The sequence below is a fragment of the Pseudomonas sp. NPDC090208 genome, assembly GCF_044746785.1.
GTDB lineage: Bacteria > Pseudomonadota > Gammaproteobacteria > Pseudomonadales > Pseudomonadaceae > Aquipseudomonas.
Genome location: NZ_JBIVCU010000031.1, coordinates 1 through 21,756 on the forward strand (window position 1 = coordinate 1; position 21,756 = coordinate 21,756).

Sequence of the window (21,756 nt, forward strand, 5' to 3'; positions counted from 1 at the left end):
CAAAAGGCACCGCTGCTCATCAGCTGCCATCCACCCCTCTCACCTCTGACATTACCTCAGCTAAAGACACAAGCTCTGCTCGCGATGGCGTCAGCTCTGGCAATACATCGGTGACGGGAAGGCCGCTATCGCGAGCAGAGCTCCCTCCCACAAGGCTCGCGTCGTCCACCTAATTTCGGTACGCCGGCGCCTACAGGTCCATGCCGCCACCGCTGCCTGCCAACGGCACGGTGAAGCGAAACTCGCTGCCCACGCCCTCTTCGCTGCTGGCGATCAGTTCGCCGCCGTGGGCCTTGATGATGCCTTGTGAGATGTACAGTCCAAGGCCGGTGCCGCTCGGGTTGCCCTCGCGAATGCGCCAGTAGCGTTCGAACACATGCGGCAACTGCTCGGCCGCAATACCGGCACCGGAATCCACCACGCTGACCGCGACCATGCCGTCCTGAACTTTGGCAGTCACGCTGATCCGGCCTTCTTTCGGTGTGAACTTGATCGCATTGCCGACCAGGTTCGACAGCACCTGAAACAGCCGTTCGGGGTCAGCCATGATCTTCAGGTCGGGCTCGCTGGTGAAGGTCAGCTCGATGAACTTGTTCAAGGCCAGCGGGGCCAGCAGCGACCAGCCGTCTTCGAAAAACTGACTGACCTCCAGCACCTGCGGGCAGATGGAATAGCGGCCGGCCTCGATCTTCGAGGTGTCGAGCAAGTCTTCCAGCAGGTTGGTCATCCGCGCGGTGGCCCGCTGCAGCGTGTCGATGGCCGAGTTGAGGCGCTTCGACGCCGGGCTGACGTCGGCAGCGATCACCCGCTGCATCATGCCGCACTGCATGACGATGGCGGTCAGCGGGCTGCGCAGGTCATGGGACACCACCGCCACCAGTTCATCGCGGGCGCGCACGGCGTCCTTCTCGCGCAACACCTGCCGCGCCAGGTCCGACTCCAGTGCCGAACGACGCAGGTCGGACACCGCATACACGTCGCCAATCCCCCACGGCGCCGCCGTGCCGTCGACCTGCTGCTTCCACACCTCGAATGACTCTCGCGGTTGCAGGCGATTGCCGACCAGCACCTTGGTCTGTTCGGGGTTGGCGGTCCAGGCCACGCTGTCTTTTACCTCCGGGCGAAACCACAGCACCGAGTTGTCCACCGGCTTGGGCAGGCTGAACGCCAACAAACCGCTGGCGATGCGCTGATAATCCCGCGCTTCGGGCAGCAACGCGGCAAGACTGGCCGTCTCGACCACCGCCTCCGGACGCGCCTGCACCCACTGTTGCAGTGCCCTGATCTGTTCGTCGTCGGGACACTGACCAAAGCGATGCAACTGGTCTTCGATCACCACCGCCACGCCACTCGCGTCGGCCACCGCCAGCAGCTCCTGCGGATGGCCGATCAGGCCCTGATAGATATCGCCTTCGGCATCGTTCATCGCGACAGCCAGGGATTTCAGCAGCGCCGCCTTGGCCTGCCGTTGACGCTGGGCGTGCAACTCTTCCAGCGCACTGATCTGCATCGACAGCACCTGGCCGATGGTCTGGCAGGCCGCGCGCAGGCTGTGCGGCACTTGCAGCGGCTGGCGGTGCCCACAACTGATCAGCCCCCAGAGCCGGTCTTCCTTGAGCAGGGAAATGCTCATCGACGAATGCACGCCCATGTTGCGCATGTACTGGCAGTGGATCGGCGACACGCTGCGCAGCACCGCATGGCTCATGTCCAATGGCTCGCCAGTGTCCGGACGCAACGCCGGCACCAGCGGCGACGGTACGTAGGTGGCGTCGGGGATGATCCGCAGCCAGTTCAGCCGGTACAGCTCGCGGGCCTGCTCGGGAATGTCGCTGGCCGGAAAGAACAGGCCCTTGTAGGCGTCCAGCTCGGGCGTCGCCGATTCAGCGATGACCTGGCCGTGGCCCTGTTCGTGAAAGCGGTAGATCAGCACGCGGTCGTAACCGGTCAGCGCGCGAATCTCGTTGACGCTGATCTCGTACAGCTCGGCCAGCGTGCGTGCCGCCTGCAAGCGCCGCAACGTGCGGCTCAGGTGATGATCCCGCATGGTCGTACTGGTCTGCACCGGTTCCAGTTCGACAAACAGCAGCCCGTCATGACGGTGCAACAGACCGTCGAACGCCCGCTCACCCCAGTGCAGCCACTGCGGATTGATTTCCTCCAGCGAGCCCCCGCTCACGGCCTCCCGCAGCCGAGTGGCCTGCGCCTCACCCAGCCACGCCGACAACGCCTGGCCGGGGGCCACGTCGTTACCCAACCCCAACTGTGCCCAGGCATTGGCGCTGGCCTGGGTCACCGTCCAATCGGACTCGTCGACGATCAACAGCACGCCGTGGGGCTGGATCGCACCGGGGATGCGGATCGGCTCGTCGGCACAGTTCTGCAACAGGTCGTCCAGTTGTTGCGAAGTCACGGAAGTCATCGCAGCACTCCTGCGCGGTCCAGCCAGTCTTCGAAACAGCCGAACGTGGCACACGCCGCCTCGACGGTTTCGCCATGTTGGTCGTGGTCATCGAAGTCGCTGAGCCGGGCGAGAAAGGCCTTCCACAGGCGGGCGGTGTCACGGCCATAGACATCGAGAAATTCACCGCCACTGTCGGCGGCGATGCCCAGCTTGTCCTGCACCAGACGGCGCAGAACCTGCCCGCCCAGGGTGGCGCCTTCCATGACGTACATCACGCCCAGGCGCTGTGCTTCGGTAACCGTCGAAGGCAACTGTCGGCACAACGGCAAGGCGCCGATCTGTCCGGCGTCGAGGCCAAGGGCGTGCAGGTCCTTGAGCAGGGCCGGGATTTTCTGCCGTTCGCTGTCCGCCACAGCGAAACGTTCAAGCTCACGCTGCAGGGGCAAGTGAAAACCGTAATAGGCCTGAATGATGCGGCGGTAGGTCGCCAGGTCCAGGTCGTTGCGCAAGAACGGCAAACGGGCTTCCAGACGTCGATGCTGCGGTGCAGTGGCCGCGCGCAGCTGCTCCAGGAGTTCGGCGCGACGCTCGGACGGCGCGACAGGGGATGGCACTGCGTTAGCGTCAGGCAAGGGCGATGGCGTCCAGAAAAGAGAGATGAAAGCTTCGAGTGTCGAATCCGTCTGCTGGTTCAGGGCAATGTGCTATTGCGCACACTAAAGGACAGTGCCAGCCGGTGCAAATATCACGACATCGGCCCCCGTTCAGCGCCGCTCGCGAGGGGTGGCAACGGGCAATCGAGAATGTCGGCGACGGCACGCATCAGCTCCGCTTCCGTCGCCGTGACCCGGCCATCGTGCTCGATACAACGGGCCATGGCCTTGAGCAATTGCGGCTTTTGCAGCGGCCATAGCTGATTGAGGCGACTCAGCGCGTGTTCCATGGCCTTGAGCCCGGCCGGCTGCGGGAATGCCAGGGTTTGCAGGGCTGGCGGCAGCTCCGCGCACGCCGAAGCGAAGGCCGCCTGCGCCTGCGTCACGTCGGCATGCCCTGCCCTGGCCAGTTCGCCGAGCAACAGCGCCAGACTGTCGCCCAGTTGCTCCAGATTGAACTTGCCCTGTACCGGCCGTGGCGGATCGAGGCTGCGCTGGACGATACGGAACAGCGTCCACTCGGCCAGATCGACACTGCCGTCGGCCTTGATCAGCAGCGCCATGTTGTCCTTGAACGTTCTGGCCGTGCCTTTTTCCAGTTGCCGAAGCGCCGGAATGGCAAGGTCCAGCAACGGCAGGCGCAGGTCTGGATCGAGCTGACTCAGCGGCTCGACCAGCTTCGACAGGACCCGCTCCAGGGCGATGTCGAGGGTCGGGCTGATCAACGCCAGTTGCCGGCTGCGCAACGCCGGATCGGCGGACAACAGCAGCCCGTAAATCAGCGCCTGCGCGCCGCTGAGGCTGTGGGCCGCGGTGCCCAGCGGGCCGGCCAGTCGCCCCAGCGCATCACGGGCGACGGCCAGATGTGCCGATTGTGGATCGCCCACTGAGGCCAGCGATTGCTCGACATCGGCCAGGGTGAAGTGCAGCCCTTGCGCCTGCGCCGAAGCGACCTTAGGCGCATCCGGGATGATCGAGTACGCGGTCGGCCATACCACTTGCGGAAACCGCCCGTCCCAGTGAGGTTCGATACGACGGATACGTTTTTTCAGCGGCGGATGGGTGGCCATGAAACCTTCCACGTAGGCCGACACCCCGCTGCTGAAATACAGATGGCTGAACTCCGGCGCATGGCTGGCCTGCAAGTAAGAGCCTTCGGTGTAACCGCCGATCTTCTTCAGGGCGCCACCGATGCTGGCCGGGTTGCGGGTGAATTGCACGGCCGAGGCGTCCGCCAGGTATTCGCGCTCGCGGCTGACGGCAGCCTTGATCAGCCCGCCGAAAAACGTCCCGGTGTAACCCAGTACCCACAAGGTGGCGCCGGCGAGAAACAGCGGTATCGCCGCCCGTTCACCGTCCTTCGCGCTGCGCATGCCGAATTCGCCAATCAGGCCGATCAGCAGAATGCCGTGCAACACCGACACCAGCCGCGTGTTCAAGCGCATGTCGCCGTTGTGGATATGGCTGAACTCGTGGGCCACCACCCCTTGCAGCTCTTCGCGCGACAACAGGCAGATCGCCCCGCGGGTGATGCCGATCACTGCATCCTGTGGAGTCAGGCCAGCGGCGAAGGCGTTGATGCTGGTGTCGTCGATCAGGTACACCGGCGGCACCGGGGTGCCAGAAGCAAGGGCCATCTCCTCGACCACGTTGAGCACCTTGCGCTCATCGGCGTCGTGTTGCTGCAGGTTGATCAGGCGCCCGCCGAGGCGTTTGGCAACGGCCTTGCCGCCGTCACGCAGCTGCAGGCTTTTATAGAGTGAGCCCAGCACGACCACGGCGAGAATGATCAGGGCGATCCCCGGCAGCAGGTTCCAGGCCACATGCAGGGTGTGCTGCTTCTTGCCCGTGTCGGCCATGAACTGCCAGGCGACGCTCAGCACCAGGCTGGTCAACGCCACCAATGCGGTCACCGCCAGCGCCATCAACAGCACCAGACGCCTGCTGTTGAGCCGGGCACGGTCTTGCTGCTCGAAGAAATTCATCCGGCCTTCCCTGTGCCCGCGGACTTAGAACGCCACCCTGGGCACCGCCTGAATCTGCGCGCTGTCGGCGAATTCCAGCAGACCGGCATCGGTCTTGTGGCCGAAACGGGCGGCAAAGAACACCGGCGGGAAAGACTGGCGATAGGTGTTGTACTCCATCACCGCGTCGTTATAGGCCTGACGGGCAAAGGCGACCTTGTTTTCGCTGCTGGTCAGCTCTTCGCTCAGTTGCTGCATGTTCTGCGAGGCCTTGAGATCCGGATAGGCTTCCATGGTCACGGTCAGACGGCCCACGGCACTGCTCAGCGCACCTTCGGCATTACCCAGCTGCGCCATGCTGTGCTCGTCACCGGCCTGTCCGGCGGCCGCCTTGAGTCCGGCCACCGCCTGATTGCGCGCGCTGATCACCGCTTCGAGGGTGTCGCGCTCGTGGCCCAGGTAGGCTTTGGCGGTTTCGACCAGGTTGGGGATCAGATCGTGACGGCGCTTGAGCTGCACCTCGATCTGCGCAAAGGCGTTCTTGAAGCGGTTACGCAGCAGCACCAGACGGTTGTAGATGCCGATGACGTAGAAGACAAAAGCGACCAGCAGAACCAGAACAATGATTTTCGAGACCATGCAGACTTCCTTGAATGCAACTGCAGGTGGGCGGGCCGCCAGATGGTAGCCGAACCCGCCTGCTGATGCTCAGGGAATTACATCGGTCAGAAGATGTAATCGGTGGTCAGGAAGCTCGATTCGCGGTTGTGGATGATGTCGCTGATCAGTTCCTTGTTGTTCTCCTGGAACTTGGTCGCCACCAGAGTACGGATCGAGAACACGCGCAGGGCGTCATGCACCGACAGCGTGCCCTCGGCCGAGTTCTTGCGGCCGTTGAACGGGAAGCTGTCCGGGCCGCGCTGGCACTGTGCGTTGATGTTGATCCGCCCGACCTGATTGGCGAAGGCATCGACCAGACGCCCGACCTGTTTGGAGTCGTTGCCGAAGATACTCAGTTGCTGACCGAAATCGGAATCCAGCACGTATTCGATCACCGTTTCCAGATCGCGGTAGGCCACCACCGGCACCACAGGGCCGAACTGTTCTTCGTGGTAGACGCGCATGTCCGGGGTCACCGGGTACAGCACAGCCGGGTAGAAGAACTGCTGATGGGTGGAACCGCCCCCTTCGTTGACCACCTTGGCGCCCTTGCTCACGGCATCGTCGACCAGCCCTTGCAGGTAATCGGTCTTGCCCGGCTCCGGCAGCGGCGTCAGCGACACACCCGGCTCCCACGGCATGCCCGGTTTGAGCTGGGCCAGTTTTTCCTCGAACTTTTCCAGGAAGCTGCCAACCACGTTTTCGTGGACGAAGAGGATTTTCAGCGCGGTGCAGCGCTGGCCGTTGAACGACAGCGAGCCGGTGATGGCTTCGCTGACGGCGTTGTCCAGATTGACATCGGGCAGCACGATGCCGGGGTTCTTCGCGTCCAGACCCAGCGCCGCGCGCAGGCGGTGCGGTTTTGGATGGAGTTTTTTCAGGGCGCTGGCGGCCTTGTTGGTGCCGATGAACGCAAACACGTCGATCTTGCCGCTGGCCATCAGTGCGCTGACGGTTTCACGGCCACTGCCGTAAATGACGTTGATGACGCCGGCCGGGAAGCTGTCGCGGAAGGCTTCCAGCAGTGGACGGATCAGCAGCACGCCGAACTTGGCCGGCTTGAACACCACGGTGTTGCCCATGATCAGCGCCGGAATCAGCGTGGTGAAGGTCTCGTTCAGAGGGTAGTTGTAAGGCCCCATGCACAGGGTCACGCCCAGCGGCACCCGGCGGATCTGGCCGAGGGTGTCCTGCTCCAGCTCGAAACGGCTCGAGCGGCGGTCGAGCTCCTTCAGCGCGTTGATGGTGTCGACGATGTAATCGCAGGTGCGGTCGAACTCTTTCTGCGAGTCCTTGAGGTTCTTGCCGATCTCCCACATCAGCAGCGTGACCACGGCCTCGCGCTGTTCGCGCATGCGGGCGAGGAAGGTTTCGACATGACGAATGCGGTCGACCACGCGCATGGTCGGCCAGGCGCCCTGCCCGCGATCGTAGGCCTTGACCGCGGCGTCCAGCGCAGTCATCGAGGTGTCGGCGTCCATCAACGGCGTGCTGCCCAGCACCACCGACTCAAGGCCTGTGTCGGTCTTCAGCGACACCGGGCTCAGCACCGGCGCCAACGGCCCCTGCCACTGCCGCAATTCGCCGTTGACCAGATAATCCCGCTGCTCGATGGCCGGTCCCGCGCGGAACTGCTCGGGAATGTCTTCGGCGCGCGGGTACAGGTTGTCCAGGCGGTTTTGCAGGGTCATCGCTCTTTACCTCTTCCAGTCGGTAACAGGGTGAAACAGTTCAGCACACTACGCCACAGCGGCGCGGGAATGAAAAGGGTTGAGGCGAAAATGACAGAGACGCCAGGCCAATCACGATCAGTTTTTGATTTTATCGACGGCGTGCGAGAAAGCTCTGCTCGCGATCTGGCGCGAAGTGGCAGCAGGTTGTGTCAGACACACTGCGCGCACAGGATTTACGACGGGTTCCCCGCCGCTCGCAGGACAAGCCAGCTCCTACAGGTCATGAGTTCGCCGCACCGTAGCAGCATGGCTTGCCAGCGGCAGCGGTCTTGAAGACGTCAGCGCCGGTAAGCCGGACTGCTACAGGATTCGCGGCGTTCGCCGGGTTGGACGACAAACGCAAACCCTGTGGGAGCGGGCTTGCCCGCGAATGCGGTGTATCAGCCACCTGTAGGCGTCAGGTTGATCGCTATCGCGGGCAAGCGCGCCCCTACAGGAATGTGGTGCTTTGCCATTTGACGCGCAGTTCAGGCCACCGCCGTGCGGTTACGGCCCTGGGCCTTGGCCTTGAACAGCGCTTTGTCGGCGCTGCCGAGCAAGGCGTGGACGCTCTGGTCGGCAGCGTTCATCGAGGCGATGCCGAGGCTGGCGGTGATGCCTTCCATGTGTTCGCAAGGCAGCCGGGCGATGGCTTCGCGCAGTTGCTCGGCGGTCAGCTCGGCGTCTTCCAGCGAGGTGCCAGCGAGCAAGACGGCAAATTCCTCACCGCCCAACCGGCCACAGACATCGATTTCCCGCGCCGACTCGCAGATCACCGCGCCCACCTGGCGCAACACCTCGTCGCCGGCCTGATGCCCATAGGAATCGTTGATGAGCTTGAAGTGATCGATGTCCAGCATCAATGCACACAGCGGCAGATCGTTGCGCTTGCAGTCTTCCCAGGACTGTTCGGCTTGAAGGAAGAACGCCCGCCGGTTTTTCAGCCCAGTCAGCTCGTCAGTCTGCGCCGCGTGGCTGGCGATGCCGTGGGCGTACTCCATCTCGCGGGTCAGGCTGAACGCCTTTTCCATGGCCGCCGACAAGGTGTTGGTGGCGCTGGCGACGAACGAGGCAAACACTAGCGACGCCACAGCCATGCCGATCTGGGTCGACATCGGCTGCAGCAGCAACCAGAACGAGCACGGCAGTAACACCAGGCCAATCGACACCAGCACCATGGAGCGATAAGCCGAATAACACGACACCGCGCTGACCGACATGCCCACGGCAAACAGCAGCACCAGGGTTTGGGTCAGAAGATCGCCGCCGCTCATCAGCGCCACCGCGCCGCCACCCCAGATCGACGCCGACAACACCAGCGTCGCCCAGTAAATCGGCTCCCAGCGCTCCGGGGTGCGGGCATCGACGGGGCTGCGGAAATACACCAGCAACATCGCCAGCCGCAGGCAGGTGGAAGCCCCCAGCACGATCAGCCAGCGATACATCACCCCGTGGTCGACCCGGTCAAAGCACAGCCAGCTGAGCATCAATGCGCCCAACAGGCTGCCGAACACGGAAAAAAAGCTCTGGCGAAACAACAGGTGCATGCGATCGCTGCGCACCTGGGCCCGTATCAGGACATCACGCTCGTGTTGAATCTCAAGGACGTCCATTCGATCCGCCTGCTTTGTGTCACCGTGACAACGCGCGATTGTGGCATCGTGCTATGACGGTATACAACACAGGCAACTATAAACCGCGTTTATTTGGCATTGCGCCCTGCCCGATCAACGTGCCAGGTCAAAACGACGGGCGCCGGCAGCGGCATCACGGGCCAGGCTGAGCGCATATACCCGGCTGCTTTCGCTCATTCGATAGCTGACCTGGCCCTGCGCCGTCGGCGCGACCACGAGCAGCGAGGCGGCCACCAACCGTTCCAGAACCTCGACCTGCAGCGGCTGTTCCGGAGTGTCCTGCCCCACCGCTCGCAGCGCATCGTCGAGGCTGAAGCCGCCATCGAACGCTGCCAGTTGAACGAACACCCGCCGTGCGTCCTCTGCAATCAAGCCGTGACTCCAGTCCAGCGACGCCCGCAGGCTCCGTTGCCTGGCCGGCGCAGTACGGCGCCCCTGCCAGTCGAGACTCGCGACATCGCCCAATAATTCGGCCAGGCGCTGCAAGCCGAGGGTGCCGACCCGACGAGCAGCGATATTGATGGCCAGCGGCAGCCCTTCCAGGCGTCGGCAGATGTCGCCGATCAAGGCCACAGACGCATCATCCAGCACCAGATCGCTGCCCGTGCTTTGCGCCTGTTCGACAAACAGGCGCAGCGCCGGATACGCCAGCGCCTGTTCCGTGTCGACGTGGCCCGGAGAGCAGGCCAATGGCGGCAACGGGTAGACCCACTCACCCTCACTGCGCAGCGCTTCACGGCTGGTCAGCAGCAGGTGCAGCTCGGGGCAGGCGCCGATCAGTTGCTCACTCAACGCGGCAACGGCGTCGGCCAGATGCTCGCAGTTGTCGAGAATCAACAGGCTGCGGTGGCCGGCAAAATAGCCTGCGAGGGCAACGCAGGGATCGCCTTTGGGTTCGGCCAGGTCGAGCAATCGGCACAGGGTCCGGGGTAACCGCGCGCCCTCGCCTGCCACCACCGTCAGATCGAGATAATGCACGCGGCGCTCGAACGTCCAGAACGCCTCATGCCCAACAGCGACCGCCACACAGGATTTGCCACTGCCGCCCGGCCCGACAATCGACAGCAGGCGGCGCTGGTTCAGACTCGCGCCAAGGCTGGCGACAACCTGTTCACGCCCTGACAGTCGCACCGGCATCGGCGGCAACCCGCACTGCACCGGCCCCGCTGCTGTCGCGGCGCCCTCTCCAGCTGTCGGCGCCACGCGACGCCGGCTGACCCGGGCCACGAAGCAATAGCCGCGGCCCGGAATGTTGCTGACGTAATGCCCGCCGTCGACCGCATTGCCCAAGGCCTTGCGCAGGCTGGCGATGTTGACTCGCAGGTTGCTGTCATCCACCGCGCCGTCGCGCCAGGTCCGCGCAATCAGGGTTCGTTTGTCGACCACCTCGCCGGCGTGCTCGGCCAGCGAGATCAACAAATCCAAGGCGCGATTGCCCAAGGCAAACGGCTGGCCGTTCTTTTCCAGCCGACGCGTGCCCGGGTACAGCCGGAACGGGCCGAACTCCAGGACTTCATCGAACCGACAATTGCGGGCATCGCTCAACGGCGGCCTCCGTTTCCATGGAAAGACATTGAAAAGGGTCTGCGCCAATCAGCGCAGGGTGTAACCACCGTCGACGACGATGTCCTGACCATGGATGCTGCGCGCGGCGCTGGAGAGCATGAACAGGATCACATCGACCACCGCCGCCGGTTCCAGAAAGCGGCCATCGAGCAGACGCGCGTTGACCGCCTGGGCCACAGCATCCAGTTGCTCGCCGGGCAGGCCGAGCGATCCCCAGATCGGCGTTGCGGTCGGGCCCGGCGACACCACGTTGACCCGCACACCGGCGCCGGCCAGTTCCACTGCCAGCGTGCGGGCGTGGGCGCTGAGGGCAGCTTTCGACGCGATGTAACCGGCCAGCCCCGGAAAAGCCAGTGCCGAGAGGAAGGTGCCGATGAACACCACTGACGCCGGAGCGACCAACTGGCTGCGCAACGCGGCCAGGGTGTTCAGCGCACCCTCGCCGTTGACCGTCCAGTTGCGCTGAAAGCCGGTGGAATCCAGACCGTCGGCCAATAACGCCACGCCCGCGTTGGGCACCAGATAATCCAGCGGTCCGAGGGTTTTCGTGTAGTCGGCCAGACGCTGCAGATCCTCGGCGTCGGTCACGTCTCCCGGCAGGTAATGCAGGCGTTCGTCGTAACGGCCTTTCAGTGCTTCAAGCCCACCGGCACGGCGCGCCATCGCCACCACATAGGCGCCGCTGTCGAGCAGGCGCTCGGTGAGAACCAGACCGATGCCGGAGCTGGCCCCGGTGACCACGGCCAGACGATCGTTGAATTCACTGTTCATATCGCGTTCTTCCTGAGGGCTGAGACAGAAAAGGCATTCCCCGGGGGTGGTTTCAGGATTCGTGCCATGTCTTAAAACTCAGAAAAACAAGGGGTTGGGCGAGATTGCGGTTAATTTGACTCACGATGATCTGCGGTCATAAAGACTCTGCGGGGTCGTTATGACTACGTGGGCCAGCCTGGCGAGGCGGCGTTGCCTGACCGGACGCTTTCGCGGGCAAGCCCGCTCCCACAAAGGCGTTGGTGATATTGGCGTAGCAGTCCGGCTTGCCGGCGGTGACATGCCAGGCCCCCACCGCTGGCAAGCCATGCTGCTACAGGTTTTGGATTGCTCACCCGTCAGGCGGCAAACACAGCATTTTGTGGGAGGGAGCCCTGCTCGCGAAGGCGGTGGGTCAGTCAACACAGCATTGACCGGGATGACGCTTTCGCGAGCGGGGCTCCCTCCCACGGGTTATGTGTCGTTCAGATGATTTCTGCATGACACCAGCCCCTGTAGCAGTCCGGCTTGCCGGCGGTGACATGCTTGAGATCGCCAACACCGGCGCTGCGGGTTCACCGTCGTCGAATTCGCCTCCACAGATCGAATCGTTTAGTATCCCCGCCGCCGGTTTCCACACGGAATTAATAGGGAATCCACGGGCCAGCGGCATCGGCTCAAACGGAACTGTCCCCGCAACTGTAGGCGCCGAGCCTGCTCCACGATTGCCACTGGGTTGATCCCGGGAAGGCCGGAGCATGGCGATGAAGCGTCAGTCAGGAGACCTGCCGGCAAGCGTCAATCATCCACCGGCGGGGTGTCCGGGAAGGACATCCGTCTGCGCCGCGTGCGCGATCTGCCCTTGCCCTGCGTTTTTTGCAGCAAGTCGGGATGTGCTTTCCAGTGCCTGCCTCACCGGCCAACGGGTTTACTGGAGATCACCTTTCATGTCGCTGCGCCGCCTTGCTTCCCTGCTTCTCGCCCTGCCCCTGTCCGGCGCGGCATTCGCCGACTCGACGCACTATCCCTTGCACCTCGACAACTGCGGCATGCCGCTGACCTTCGCCAAGGCGCCCGAGAAAACCGTGACCATCGGCCAGGCCGCCAGCGAAATCCTCTATGCCCTCGGCCTGGGCGAGCACATGGTCGGTACCTCGCTGTGGTTCAACCCGGTACTGCCACCGTTCAAGGCGGCCAACGACAAGGTCGAACGCCTGGCCGACAACGCGCCGAGTTTCGAATCGGTGATCGGCAAACGTCCCGATCTGGTGCCGGTGCAGTTCGAATGGATGGTCGGCCCCCAAGGTGCGGTCGCCACCCGCGAGCAGTTCCAAGACCTGAAAATCCCGACCTACATCCTGCCGTCCGACTGCGAAGGCAAGGACAATCTCGTCGGCGCCGACGGCACGCGGCTGCAGGCTTTCCGCATCGACACGCTGTACAAGGGCATCGCCCAACTGGCGGAAATCTTCGACGTGCAGGACCGCGGCCAACAACTGATCGACGGCTACCGGGCACGTCTGACCAAGGCTGTCGAGCAGGCAAAAGCCCATGACGACAAGCACCCGTCGGTGGTGTTCTGGTTCTCCAGCGCCGACCTCAAGGTCGATCCGTACGTGGCCGGACGCAAAGGCATTCCCAACTTCATGCTCGATACCCTGGGCATGCGCAACGTCGTCGACTCCGATGAGGAATGGCCGACCGTGGGTTGGGAAACCATCGCCAGGGCCAACCCGGACATCATTGTCATCGCGCGAATGGACCGCCGCCGCTTCCCGGCGGATGACCATGAGAAGAAGCTGGCGTTTCTCAAGTCCGACCCGGTCACCCGCAACATGGACGCGGTGAAAAACAATCGCATCGTGATCATGGACGCCAATGCCATGGAGTCCGGCGTACGTCTGTTCGACGGCATCGAACAACTGGCCCAGGCCACCGCCGGGCAATGAGTCGCGAGCGCTTGCAACGCCTGCTCGGTCATGGTCTGTGGGTCGGCATCGTGTTGATGCTGGCGATCATTGCCGGGGTCGCCATCGGTGAAACCACCATCGGCCTGCCAACGATTTTCCAGGTGCTGGCGAACAAATTGTGGGCGGCGGGTTATCCGCTCGATCCCATCGACGAGGGCATTGTCTGGAACTATCGGCTGACCCGCGCCATTGTCGCGGCAGCCTGCGGTGCCGGGTTGGCGGTGGCCGGCGTGGTGTTGCAGTCGCTGTTGCGCAACCCGCTGGCCGACCCTTACCTGTTGGGGATTTCTGCAGGCGCGTCGACCGGCGCGGTGCTGGTGGCGATCATCGGCTTCGGCGCAGGAGCTCTGTCACTGTCGGCCGGTGCCTTTATCGGGGCGATGGCGGCGTTTGCTCTGGTCGCCCTGCTCGCCCGTTCCTCTCAAGGACAGAACAGCGCCGGACAGATCATCCTCGCCGGAATCGCCGGATCGCAGTTGTTCAATGCGCTGACAGCATTTCTCATCACCAAATCCGCCAGCGCCGAACAGGCACGCGGCATCATGTTCTGGCTGCTGGGCAACCTCAGCGGCGTGCGCTGGTCGTCGGTATGGCTGAGCGTGCCAGTGGTGCTGGCCGGGCTGCTGGTCTGTGTCTGGTATCGCCGGGCGCTGGATGCCTTCACCTTCGGCGCCGATTCGGCGGCCTCGCTGGGGGTGCCGGTGCGCCGGGTGCAGGTGATCCTGATCGCCAGCGCAGCGCTGGTCACGGCGGTACTGGTGTCGATCGTCGGCTCCATCGGTTTCGTCGGGCTGGTGATTCCCCACGCGGTGCGCATGATCGCCGGGGTCCGCCACAGCCGCCTGCTGCCCCTCAGCGCCTTGAGCGGCGCGCTGTTTCTGATCGCTGCCGATGTGCTGTCGCGCACGTTGATCAAGGGTCAGGTGTTGCCGATCGGCGTGATCACCGCGCTGGTCGGAGCGCCGGTGTTTGCCTTGATCCTGATCCGTGGGAGCCGCAGCCGATGAACGCGTTCAACGGGCAGACCTGTGCCTTGCAAGGCCAGCGTTTGAGTTATGCGATCAAGGGTTCGCCGTTGCTCAGCGAGGTGAACCTGAGTATTCATACCGGCGAAAACCTCGGCATCGTCGGCCCCAACGGCTCCGGTAAATCGACCCTGCTGCGGTTGCTGGCCGGGCTGCTGAAGCCTACGGCGGGCGAGGTTCGTCTGGGCGATCAAGCGCTGTCGAGCCTGAAGCGTCGCGACATCGCCCGGCAACTGGCGCTGGTGGAGCAACACGCGGAAACCGGCGATGCGATCAGCCTGTTGCAGGCCGTGGAGCTGGGGCGCACGCCGTGGCTGTCGGCGCTGACGCCGTGGAGCGAGGAAGACCGCCGCATCGTCGCTCAGGCCATCGCCGATGTCGGCCTGGAGCATTTGACCCATCGGGCCTGGCACACGCTGTCCGGTGGCGAGCGCCAGCGCGGCCACATCGCCCGCGCCCTGGCGCAGCGGCCGCAGATGCTGTTGCTGGATGAGCCGACCAATCATCTGGATATTCAGCAGCAATTGTCGATTCTGCGGTTGGTTCACGGCTTGCCGGTGACGACGGTGATTGCCTTGCATGATCTCAATCAGGCGTTGGGGTGTGATCGTCTGGCGGTGATGGACAGCGGGCGTCTGGTGGCGCTGGGCCCGCCCGCCGAGGTGCTGACGCCGGAGCGGTTGCGTGAGACGTTCGGGGTGTCGGGCCACTGGTTGACGGATCCGCTGGATGGATCGCGGTGGTTGCGGTTGAGGGCGCTGTAATCGGCTCCGGTATTGCGTCCTGAACGCTGCGCCACCTGTAGGAGCTGGCTTGCCCTGCGACCGGCGACGCAGTCGTCGTAAAACCTGTGCACTCGGTGTGTCTGACGGATCGCATGGTCTGCTAACGCAGCCCTGTTTCGCCTGACGGCGAGTTACGCGGACCTTTGTAGGAGCTGGCTTGTCCTGCGACCGGCGACGAAGTCGTCGTAAAACCGGTGCATGCGGTGTGTCTGATAGATTGCTGGTCTGCTAACGCAGCCTTGTTTCGCCTGGCGGCGAGTTACTTGGAAAAGCCCCAAGTAACCAAGGGCTCTTTACCCCGCCATACGGCACCTCGCTAATGCTCGGTGTTCCCTCACTCCGGCAATGCTCCGTGGGCCCGCCGCGAATGGGCCATCCATGGCCCACGCGGCTCTCGCGGCATCCATGCCGCTCGGCCCACTACGCATCGCCTGCGTTCGGCCTTCTGGAACGGGGCCCCAGATCAAAATCAAAAGCCAGATCAAAAGCCAGATCAAAAGCCTGCGAAACACAGATTCCTTGTGGGAGCGGGCTTGCCCGCGAAGGCGTCCTCAAGATCGCCACCGCCGGCAAGCCGGACTGCTACGGAGCGGTGTGTGCCATCTGCTTTTGATTCTGGCCGAAGGCCGTGGGAGCGAGGCTCGCCCGCGAAGGCGTCAGGTCAGACAACGCGATGTGGACTGCCCTGCCATCTTCGCGGGCAAGCCCGCTCCCACAGGGTCTGTGGTGGTTCTGCAGATTGTGCTGCCGTGCCCAGATCCCGCAAACACCATCATTTGTGGGAGGGAGCCCTGCTCGCGAATACGGCAAGTCAATCAATGCTGTGGCGGCTGACCCACCGCCTACGCGAGCAGAGCCCTCTCCCACAAAGATTGTGCTGATCCTCCCGCAGCAATCCGGTCAGACATCCACCTGCGCAACCACCGGTTGATCCACCGGCAAGGCAAAGCGGAAGGTGGCGCCCTGTCCGGCAACGTCGATCAGTTCGATGCGGTGTCCGTGCAGTTGCAGGATCTGGTGGACGATGCGCAGCCCAAGCCCGCCATCGCGGCGCGCACCGCCGATGTTGAACGGGCGTAGGAACAGGCCTTCGCGCAATTCGGCGGCAATGCCGGGGCCGCTGTCGCTGACGGTGACTTCGACGGAACGGCCCTTGGGTTGCAGCGCGACGCGGATTTCGCCGCCGTGTGGGGTGTGGCGCAGGGCGTTGTCGAGCAGGTTGGTCAGGACCCGCTCGATCAGGCCCAGGTCGGCATACACGCCCGGCAACGACGGTGGCATTTGCGGAGTCAGCGTCACGGCCTTGGCTTCAGCACCCAGTTCGAATTTCTGAAAGATGTCCTGCACCAGGTCGCTGAGGGAAAACCGCTCGACCACCGGCACCACAAAACCATGTTCCAGGCGCACCAGTTCCAGCAGCGACTGCGCCAGCCCGCCGACCTTGCGGCTCTGGTCCAGGGCGATGCCCAGATAGCGGCGGCGTTCTTCAGCGCTGAGGCTGGCGTCCTTGACCGACAGCACCTCCAGATAGCCATGCAACGACGCCAGCGGCGTGCGCAGGTCATGGGAGATGTTGGCCACCAGTTCGCGGCGGTCCTGGCTTTGCCGGTTGAGGGTCTGCCATTGCTCGCTCAACCGTCGCTGCATCTGCCGGAACGTGGCATCCAGCACGGCGATTTCATCGTGACCATGAGCCGCCGGGCCTGTTTCCAGCGCGGGCAACGTGGCCGGTGCGGCGTTGATGTCGAACTGGCCGACAGTTTCGGTCAGGCGGCGCAATGGCCGGGTGATCCAGGCGAAGGCCAGCACACCGGCCAGCAGGCACAGCAACGCGATCAGACCGATGGCCCACAACGCCGTGCGCAGCGCTTCGCTGGTGGCGCCGCGTTCGACCAGACGGTCGTGTGCCTCGCCCAGCAGGACCACATAGAGAAAACCGGCGGGCTTGCCCATCACCATCAGCGGCGCGGCGCTGAACACTTTGCGCCCGTCGACGCTGCGCGGGTCGTCACCGAGGATCGGCAGCGGCGCACCGGCCAGCAGACGGCGCACCGGGTCGAGATCGACCTGGCCGCGCAGGATTCGGTCCTTCGGTGCGGCATCGCCGACGATGCGCCCGTCGACGTCGAGCAAATACACCTCGACGCTGGGGTTGACCAGCATCAACTGGCTGAACAGCCCGCGCACCGCATCGGGTTTCAGGCCGTTGCTGTCCATCAGTTGCGTGTCGCGGGCGATGTGCTGGGCCAGGTCGCGGGACAGCCCTTGGACCACCTCCAGTTCGTGCATGCGGCTGGAGCTCACCTGCAGCCACACCGACGTACCGCAGCAGATCAACAACAACACGGCGAAGACCAGTGAAAGACGGCGGCTGAGGGTCATGTTCATGCCGACTCTCCGGGCGTGGCGAATTTGTAGCCGCGCCCCCACACCGTGAGGATCCGCAGCGGCTGCGCCGGGTCGGCTTCGATCTTGGCGCGCAGACGGTTGATGTGGGTGTTGACGGTGTGCTCGTAACCCTCATGGTTGTAGCCCCACACCGAATTGAGCAGGTCCAGCCGGGAAAACACCTTGCCCGGCTGGCGAGCGAAGAAGTACAGAAGATCGAATTCCCGTGGCGTCAGGTCCAGCGGCCGGCCTTCCAGCGAGGCTTCGCGGGTCAGCGGGTCGATGAACAGCCCGGCACTGGACAGGCTGCCAGCTTCCATCTTCAGGTTGCGCGCCATGGCATCGACCCGCCGCAGCAGCGCCTTGACCCGCGCCACCAGTTCCATCATCGAGAACGGCTTGGCCAGGTAGTCGTCGGCGCCCAGTTCCAGGCCGAGGATCCGGTGCATTTCGCTGGAGCGTGCGCTGGTGATGATGATCGGCGTGTAACGGGTCATGGCCCGCGCCCGTCGGCAGATTTCCAGGCCGTCGACGCCGGGCAGCATCAGGTCGAGGATCAGCGCGTCCCAGCCACCCTGTTCCAGCAGGCGCAGGCCTTTTTCGCCGTCGGCGCTGTGTACCACCTCGAAATGTTCGTCCCGCAGGTGCAGGCAAATCAGGTCGGCGATATGGCTATCGTCCTCGACCACCAGAATGCGTTTGGGCTGATCCATGGAAAGCGAACCTTGCAGGCACCTCAGCGTGCGATGCCGCCATTGTGCCGATTTTGCCGGCGGGCAGTTATCACGAATTGTTTAACTCTCGGTGAGGATTCGGCGAACAGCACGGGCCTAGTCTGGCTCCATCGCCGTGTTGCAGGACACGGCCCATCGACACGGCCAGGGAGAATCCCATGCTTTCCAGACGACAATTCATGGCATTGAGCGGCACCGCCGGGGTCGCCGCCCTCGCGCTGGGCATGCTGCCCAAGTTCGCCGACGGCGAGGCGCTGATTCCGCAGGATTCGCCCATCGGCACCTTCGAAGTCAGCCACAGCGACGCCGAATGGCACGCGCTGCTCACTGACGAGCAGTTTCAGGTATTGCGCCGCGAAGCCACCGAGCGCCCTTACAGCAGCCCGCTGAACGACGAGCATCGGCAAGGCACGTTTGCCTGCGCCGGTTGCCAGTTGCCGCTGTTCTCCTCGACGACCAAGTTCGACAGCCACACCGGCTGGCCGAGTTTCTGGACCTCGCTGGACAACGCCACCGGCATCCGCACCGACACCTCGTTCGGCATGGTCCGCAAGGAAGTCCATTGCCGTCGTTGCGGCGGGCACCTGGGCCACGTGTTCGACGACGGCCCGAAACCCACCGGCCTTCGTTACTGCATGAACGGGCTGGCGATGACGTTTGCCGAGCAAAGTTGAAAAGCGGCACCCCTGTAGGAGCTGGCTTGCCCTGCGACCTGCCGGGAACCGGCAGTAAACCCTGACAACCCTGTATTCCTGACACACCGCGTGGACCTGATTGGCGACTGCTTCGCAGCCGGTCGCAGGACAAGCCAGCTCCTACAAGGCGCGCGGGGCACGCCACGCATCGACAAAGACTGCGCAACTTCTGGATCAACCTGAACGGACACAACACCATGCTACTGATCATCCTTGCCTACCTCGGCGGCGTGCTGACCATCGTCAGCCCGTGCATTCTGCCGGTGCTGCCTTTCGTGTTCGCCCGCACCGGTCAACCCTTCGTGCGCAGCGGCCTGCCGTTGCTGGTCGGCATGGCCCTGACCTTTGCGCTGGTTGCCACGCTGGCTGCCGTCGGCGGTGGCTGGGTGGTGCAGCTCAACCAGTACGGACGCGGCCTGGCGCTGGTGTTCGTCGCCCTGTTCGGCCTGACCTTGCTGCTGCCGAAGCTGGCCGAACGCCTGACCCGTCCGCTGGTGGCAGCGGGCAGCCGGCTGTCGGAGAACGCCGGTACCGGCGCGCAATCCAGCGCCTGGGCGTCGTTCCTGATCGGCGTCGCCACCGGCCTGCTGTGGGCGCCATGTGCAGGCCCGATCCTTGGTCTGGTGCTGACCGGTGCCGCCCTGCAAGGCGCCAGCGTCGGCACCACCCTGCTGTTGCTGGCTTACGCGGCCGGTGCGGCCACGTCGCTGGCACTGGCGCTGTTGGTCGGCGGCAAAGTGTTTGGCGCGATGAAACGCTCGCTGGGTGCCGGTGAGTGGATTCGCCGTGGTCTGGGCGCGGCCATGCTGGCCGGCGTTGCTGCCATCGCACTGGGCCTGGACACCGGCCTGCTGACCCGCATCTCGACCGCTTCGACCAACAGCCTGGAGCAATCGCTGGTTTCGCGCTTCAAGGGCGAGCCGCAAAGCAACCTGATGCAGGGCGGCGCGATGATGGCGAAGAACATTCCCGGTCGCGACGACGCGGGTGCCAGCATGCAGGCCTCCGGGGCGATGATGATGGCCGCGAAGCACAGCGAACCGAGCCTGCCGATCGAAGGCCAGTTGCCGTCCCTCGATGGCGCCGTGCAATGGCTGAACAGCCCGCCGCTCACCGCCGAGCAGCTCAAGGGCAAGGTGGTGCTGGTCGACTTCTGGACCTACTCCTGCATCAACTGCCTGCGCAGCCTGCCGTACGTCAAGGCCTGGGCCGACAAGTACCACGATCAGGGCCTGGTGGTGATCGGCGTGCATGCGCCGGAATTCGCCTTCGAACGCGACGTGAAAAACGTCACCAAGGCCATGGCCGATCTGGGCATCCATTACCCGGTGGCCATCGACAACGACTACAAGATCTGGCGCGCCTTCGACAACCAGTACTGGCCGGCGCACTACTTCGCCGACGCACAGGGCCGTATTCGTTATCACCATTTCGGTGAGGGTGCCTACGACGAGTCCGAGCGGGTCATCCAGCAATTGCTGCGCGAAGCCGGCAACGGCCAGATCACCAGCGACCTGATCGACGCCAGCGGCCAGGGCGTACAACAGGCCGCCGACATGCGCGACGTCAAATCGCCGGAAACCTACGTCGGCTACGAACGTGCGGAAAACTTCGTGTCCCCCGGCGGCGCCAAGGCTGACCGCGTTGCCAGCTACAGCACCCCGGCCAGCCTGGCGCTGAACAACTGGGGCCTGGACGGTCAGTGGAACGTCGGCAGCGAGCGCGCCAGCCTGGCGGCGGCCAACGGCAAGATCGTCTACCGCTTCCATGCCCGCGACCTGCACCTGGTGCTCGGCCCTGGCAGTGACGGCAAGCCGGTGCACTTCAAAGTGATGATCGACGGCAAGGCGCCGGGCGATGCCCACGGCAGCGATATCAGCGCCGATGGCAGCGGCACCGTCACCGAGCAGCGCCTGTATCAGCTGGTGCGCCAGCAAGGCGACGTCAGCGAGCACACCTTCAGCATTGAATTCAGCGAGCCGGGTGTTTCGGCTTACGCCTTCACCTTCGGTTGATGACGACCCCGTCAGGAGTATCAGAGATGAACATTTTCAACGTTTCCCGCCTCACTTCGGCCCTGCCCGCCTGGCGTCGTCATGGTCTGCGCGTACTGGCTGCCGGAGTGTTGATGCAAGCGGCCGGCTGTTCCTTCGCCAGCAATGAAGACGCCGTGAGCATCGCGCCGCCGCAGAAAGACGAAATGGTCAGCGCGCCCGGCACGGAAACCGCGGTGCTGGCCGGCGGCTGTTTCTGGGGCGTGCAAGGGGTGTTTCAGCATGTGCAGGGGGTGAAGAAAGTCGTCTCCGGCTATGCCGGCGGCAAGGCCGACACCGCGCAGTACGAGCGGGTCAGCGAGGGTGACACCGGACATGCCGAATCGGTGGAAATCACCTTCGATCCGTCCCAGGTGAGCTACGGCAAGCTGCTGCAGATCTTCTTCTCGGTGGCGCACAACCCCACCGAACTCAACCGCCAGGGCCCGGACAGCGGCACCCAGTACCGCTCGGCGATCTTCCCGGAAAGCGCCGAACAACAAGCGGTAGCCCAAGCCTACATTGCGCAGCTGGATGCGGCGAAGTCGTTCGGCAAGCCCATCGCGACGAAGATCGAGTCGTACAACGGTTTCTATCCGGCGGAGGATTACCACCAGGATTTCCTGACCAACCACCCGACCTACCCGTACATCGTCATCAACGACCTGCCGAAAGTGGCCCAGCTCAAGCAGTTGTTTGCCGACCGCTACAGCGAGAAACCGGTGTTGTTGAACACCTCGCGGTGAGCATCCGGCATTGATTTCATGCGGACCATTTGTAGGA

At 63.9% G+C, this 21,756-nt stretch carries 16 protein-coding genes and 1 riboswitch; of the genes, 6 read left to right on the plus strand and 10 right to left on the minus strand.

Annotated elements, in window-relative coordinates; all coding sequences use genetic code 11:
* Window positions 1–190: 190 nt before the first annotated feature.
* The 8 genes from ACIPL0_RS30135 to ACIPL0_RS30170 form a co-directional block, all read right to left on the minus strand.
* Complete coding sequence (locus ACIPL0_RS30135; RefSeq protein ID WP_400603040.1) at window positions 191–2,422, minus strand: ATP-binding protein; 2,232 nt, start codon at window positions 2,420–2,422, stop codon at window positions 191–193.
* Window positions 2,419–3,036 (minus strand): biliverdin-producing heme oxygenase, encoded by a 618-nt coding sequence (locus ACIPL0_RS30140; RefSeq protein ID WP_400603039.1) that lies wholly within the window; start codon window positions 3,034–3,036, stop codon window positions 2,419–2,421. Before ACIPL0_RS30140 ends, ACIPL0_RS30135 begins: the two co-directional genes overlap by 4 nt.
* Window positions 3,037–3,149: 113 nt before the next feature.
* Window positions 3,150–5,042 (minus strand): M48 family metallopeptidase, encoded by a 1,893-nt coding sequence (locus ACIPL0_RS30145; protein ID WP_400603038.1) that lies wholly within the window; start codon window positions 5,040–5,042, stop codon window positions 3,150–3,152.
* Window positions 5,043–5,066: 24 nt separating this feature from the next.
* Window positions 5,067–5,660: a LemA family protein gene (locus ACIPL0_RS30150; protein WP_400603037.1), complete on the minus strand. Its 594-nt coding sequence runs from the start codon at window positions 5,658–5,660 to the stop codon at window positions 5,067–5,069.
* Between the two features lie 86 nt (window positions 5,661–5,746).
* The gene (locus tag ACIPL0_RS30155) at window positions 5,747–7,372 is read right to left on the minus strand and encodes an NADP-dependent glyceraldehyde-3-phosphate dehydrogenase (protein ID WP_400603036.1); all 1,626 of its coding nucleotides are present in this window, start codon (window positions 7,370–7,372) and stop codon (window positions 5,747–5,749) included.
* Between the two features lie 509 nt (window positions 7,373–7,881).
* Window positions 7,882–9,006, minus strand: a complete 1,125-nt coding sequence (locus ACIPL0_RS30160) for a GGDEF domain-containing protein (protein WP_400603035.1) — start codon at window positions 9,004–9,006, stop codon at window positions 7,882–7,884.
* A gap of 114 nt (window positions 9,007–9,120) precedes the next feature.
* Window positions 9,121–10,572: an ATP-binding protein gene (locus ACIPL0_RS30165; RefSeq protein ID WP_400603034.1), complete on the minus strand. Its 1,452-nt coding sequence runs from the start codon at window positions 10,570–10,572 to the stop codon at window positions 9,121–9,123.
* A 48-nt stretch (window positions 10,573–10,620) separates the two neighbouring features.
* A complete protein-coding gene (locus tag ACIPL0_RS30170; RefSeq protein WP_400603033.1) occupies window positions 10,621–11,364 on the minus strand; it encodes an SDR family NAD(P)-dependent oxidoreductase in 744 nt (247 codons plus the stop codon).
* Between the two features lie 590 nt (window positions 11,365–11,954).
* Window positions 11,955–12,151: riboswitch (cobalamin riboswitch) on the plus strand.
* Between the two features lie 139 nt (window positions 12,152–12,290).
* Between ACIPL0_RS30170 and ACIPL0_RS30175 the strand changes: the two genes are divergently transcribed.
* The 3 genes from ACIPL0_RS30175 to ACIPL0_RS30185 are packed head-to-tail and all read left to right on the plus strand — an operon-like array spanning window position 12,291 to window position 15,102.
* Window positions 12,291–13,292 (plus strand): ABC transporter substrate-binding protein, encoded by a 1,002-nt coding sequence (locus tag ACIPL0_RS30175; RefSeq protein WP_400603032.1) that lies wholly within the window; start codon window positions 12,291–12,293, stop codon window positions 13,290–13,292.
* A 56-nt stretch (window positions 13,293–13,348) separates the two neighbouring features.
* The gene (locus ACIPL0_RS30180) at window positions 13,349–14,320 is read left to right on the plus strand and encodes a FecCD family ABC transporter permease (RefSeq protein WP_400603041.1); all 972 of its coding nucleotides are present in this window, start codon (window positions 13,349–13,351) and stop codon (window positions 14,318–14,320) included.
* Window positions 14,317–15,102 (plus strand): ABC transporter ATP-binding protein, encoded by a 786-nt coding sequence (locus tag ACIPL0_RS30185; protein ID WP_400603031.1) that lies wholly within the window; start codon window positions 14,317–14,319, stop codon window positions 15,100–15,102. The genes ACIPL0_RS30180 and ACIPL0_RS30185 overlap by 4 nt, the downstream gene beginning before the upstream one ends.
* Window positions 15,103–16,023: 921 nt before the next feature.
* On the opposite strand, the gene ACIPL0_RS30190 is transcribed toward ACIPL0_RS30185, so the two are convergent.
* Window positions 16,024–17,511, minus strand: coding sequence for a sensor histidine kinase (locus ACIPL0_RS30190; RefSeq protein WP_400602441.1), 1,488 nt, complete (start codon window positions 17,509–17,511; stop codon window positions 16,024–16,026).
* Window positions 17,508–18,224, minus strand: coding sequence for a response regulator transcription factor (locus ACIPL0_RS30195; protein ID WP_400602439.1), 717 nt, complete (start codon window positions 18,222–18,224; stop codon window positions 17,508–17,510). The genes ACIPL0_RS30190 and ACIPL0_RS30195 overlap by 4 nt, the downstream gene beginning before the upstream one ends.
* Window positions 18,225–18,403: 179 nt before the next feature.
* Between ACIPL0_RS30195 and msrB the strand changes: the two genes are divergently transcribed.
* The 3 genes from msrB (at window position 18,404) to msrA (ending at window position 21,719) form a co-directional block, all read left to right on the plus strand.
* Window positions 18,404–18,919 carry a peptide-methionine (R)-S-oxide reductase MsrB gene (msrB, locus tag ACIPL0_RS30200; RefSeq protein ID WP_400602437.1) on the plus strand — a complete coding sequence of 172 codons (516 nt, stop codon included), beginning with the start codon at window positions 18,404–18,406 and terminating at the stop codon, window positions 18,917–18,919.
* A 218-nt stretch (window positions 18,920–19,137) separates the two neighbouring features.
* Complete coding sequence (locus tag ACIPL0_RS30205; RefSeq protein WP_400602435.1) at window positions 19,138–20,955, plus strand: cytochrome c biogenesis protein DipZ; 1,818 nt, start codon at window positions 19,138–19,140, stop codon at window positions 20,953–20,955.
* Window positions 20,956–20,981: 26 nt separating this feature from the next.
* Window positions 20,982–21,719, plus strand: a complete 738-nt coding sequence (msrA, locus tag ACIPL0_RS30210; protein ID WP_400602433.1) for a peptide-methionine (S)-S-oxide reductase MsrA — start codon at window positions 20,982–20,984, stop codon at window positions 21,717–21,719.
* Window positions 21,720–21,756 lie beyond the last annotated feature (37 nt).

Bases quoted from the DNA above. Each gene is read 5' to 3' on its own strand.
- msrB (WP_400602437.1), top strand. From the start codon at position 18,404: ATGCTTTCCAGACGACAATTCATGGCATTGAGCGGCACCGCCGGGGTC.
- ACIPL0_RS30170 (WP_400603033.1), bottom strand. From the start codon at position 11,364: ATGAACAGTGAATTCAACGATCGTCTGGCCGTGGTCACCGGGGCCAGC.
- ACIPL0_RS30180 (WP_400603041.1), top strand. From the start codon at position 13,349: ATGCTGGCGATCATTGCCGGGGTCGCCATCGGTGAAACCACCATCGGC.
- ACIPL0_RS30155 (WP_400603036.1), bottom strand. From the start codon at position 7,372: ATGACCCTGCAAAACCGCCTGGACAACCTGTACCCGCGCGCCGAAGAC.
- ACIPL0_RS30195 (WP_400602439.1), bottom strand. From the start codon at position 18,224: ATGGATCAGCCCAAACGCATTCTGGTGGTCGAGGACGATAGCCATATC.
- ACIPL0_RS30150 (WP_400603037.1), bottom strand. From the start codon at position 5,660: ATGGTCTCGAAAATCATTGTTCTGGTTCTGCTGGTCGCTTTTGTCTTC.
- ACIPL0_RS30185 (WP_400603031.1), top strand. From the start codon at position 14,317: ATGAACGCGTTCAACGGGCAGACCTGTGCCTTGCAAGGCCAGCGTTTG.
- ACIPL0_RS30145 (WP_400603038.1), bottom strand. From the start codon at position 5,042: ATGAATTTCTTCGAGCAGCAAGACCGTGCCCGGCTCAACAGCAGGCGT.
- ACIPL0_RS30175 (WP_400603032.1), top strand. From the start codon at position 12,291: ATGTCGCTGCGCCGCCTTGCTTCCCTGCTTCTCGCCCTGCCCCTGTCC.
- ACIPL0_RS30160 (WP_400603035.1), bottom strand. From the start codon at position 9,006: ATGGACGTCCTTGAGATTCAACACGAGCGTGATGTCCTGATACGGGCC.
- ACIPL0_RS30205 (WP_400602435.1), top strand. From the start codon at position 19,138: ATGCTACTGATCATCCTTGCCTACCTCGGCGGCGTGCTGACCATCGTC.
- ACIPL0_RS30135 (WP_400603040.1), bottom strand. From the start codon at position 2,422: ATGACTTCCGTGACTTCGCAACAACTGGACGACCTGTTGCAGAACTGT.
- msrA (WP_400602433.1), top strand. From the start codon at position 20,982: ATGAACATTTTCAACGTTTCCCGCCTCACTTCGGCCCTGCCCGCCTGG.
- ACIPL0_RS30190 (WP_400602441.1), bottom strand. From the start codon at position 17,511: ATGAACATGACCCTCAGCCGCCGTCTTTCACTGGTCTTCGCCGTGTTG.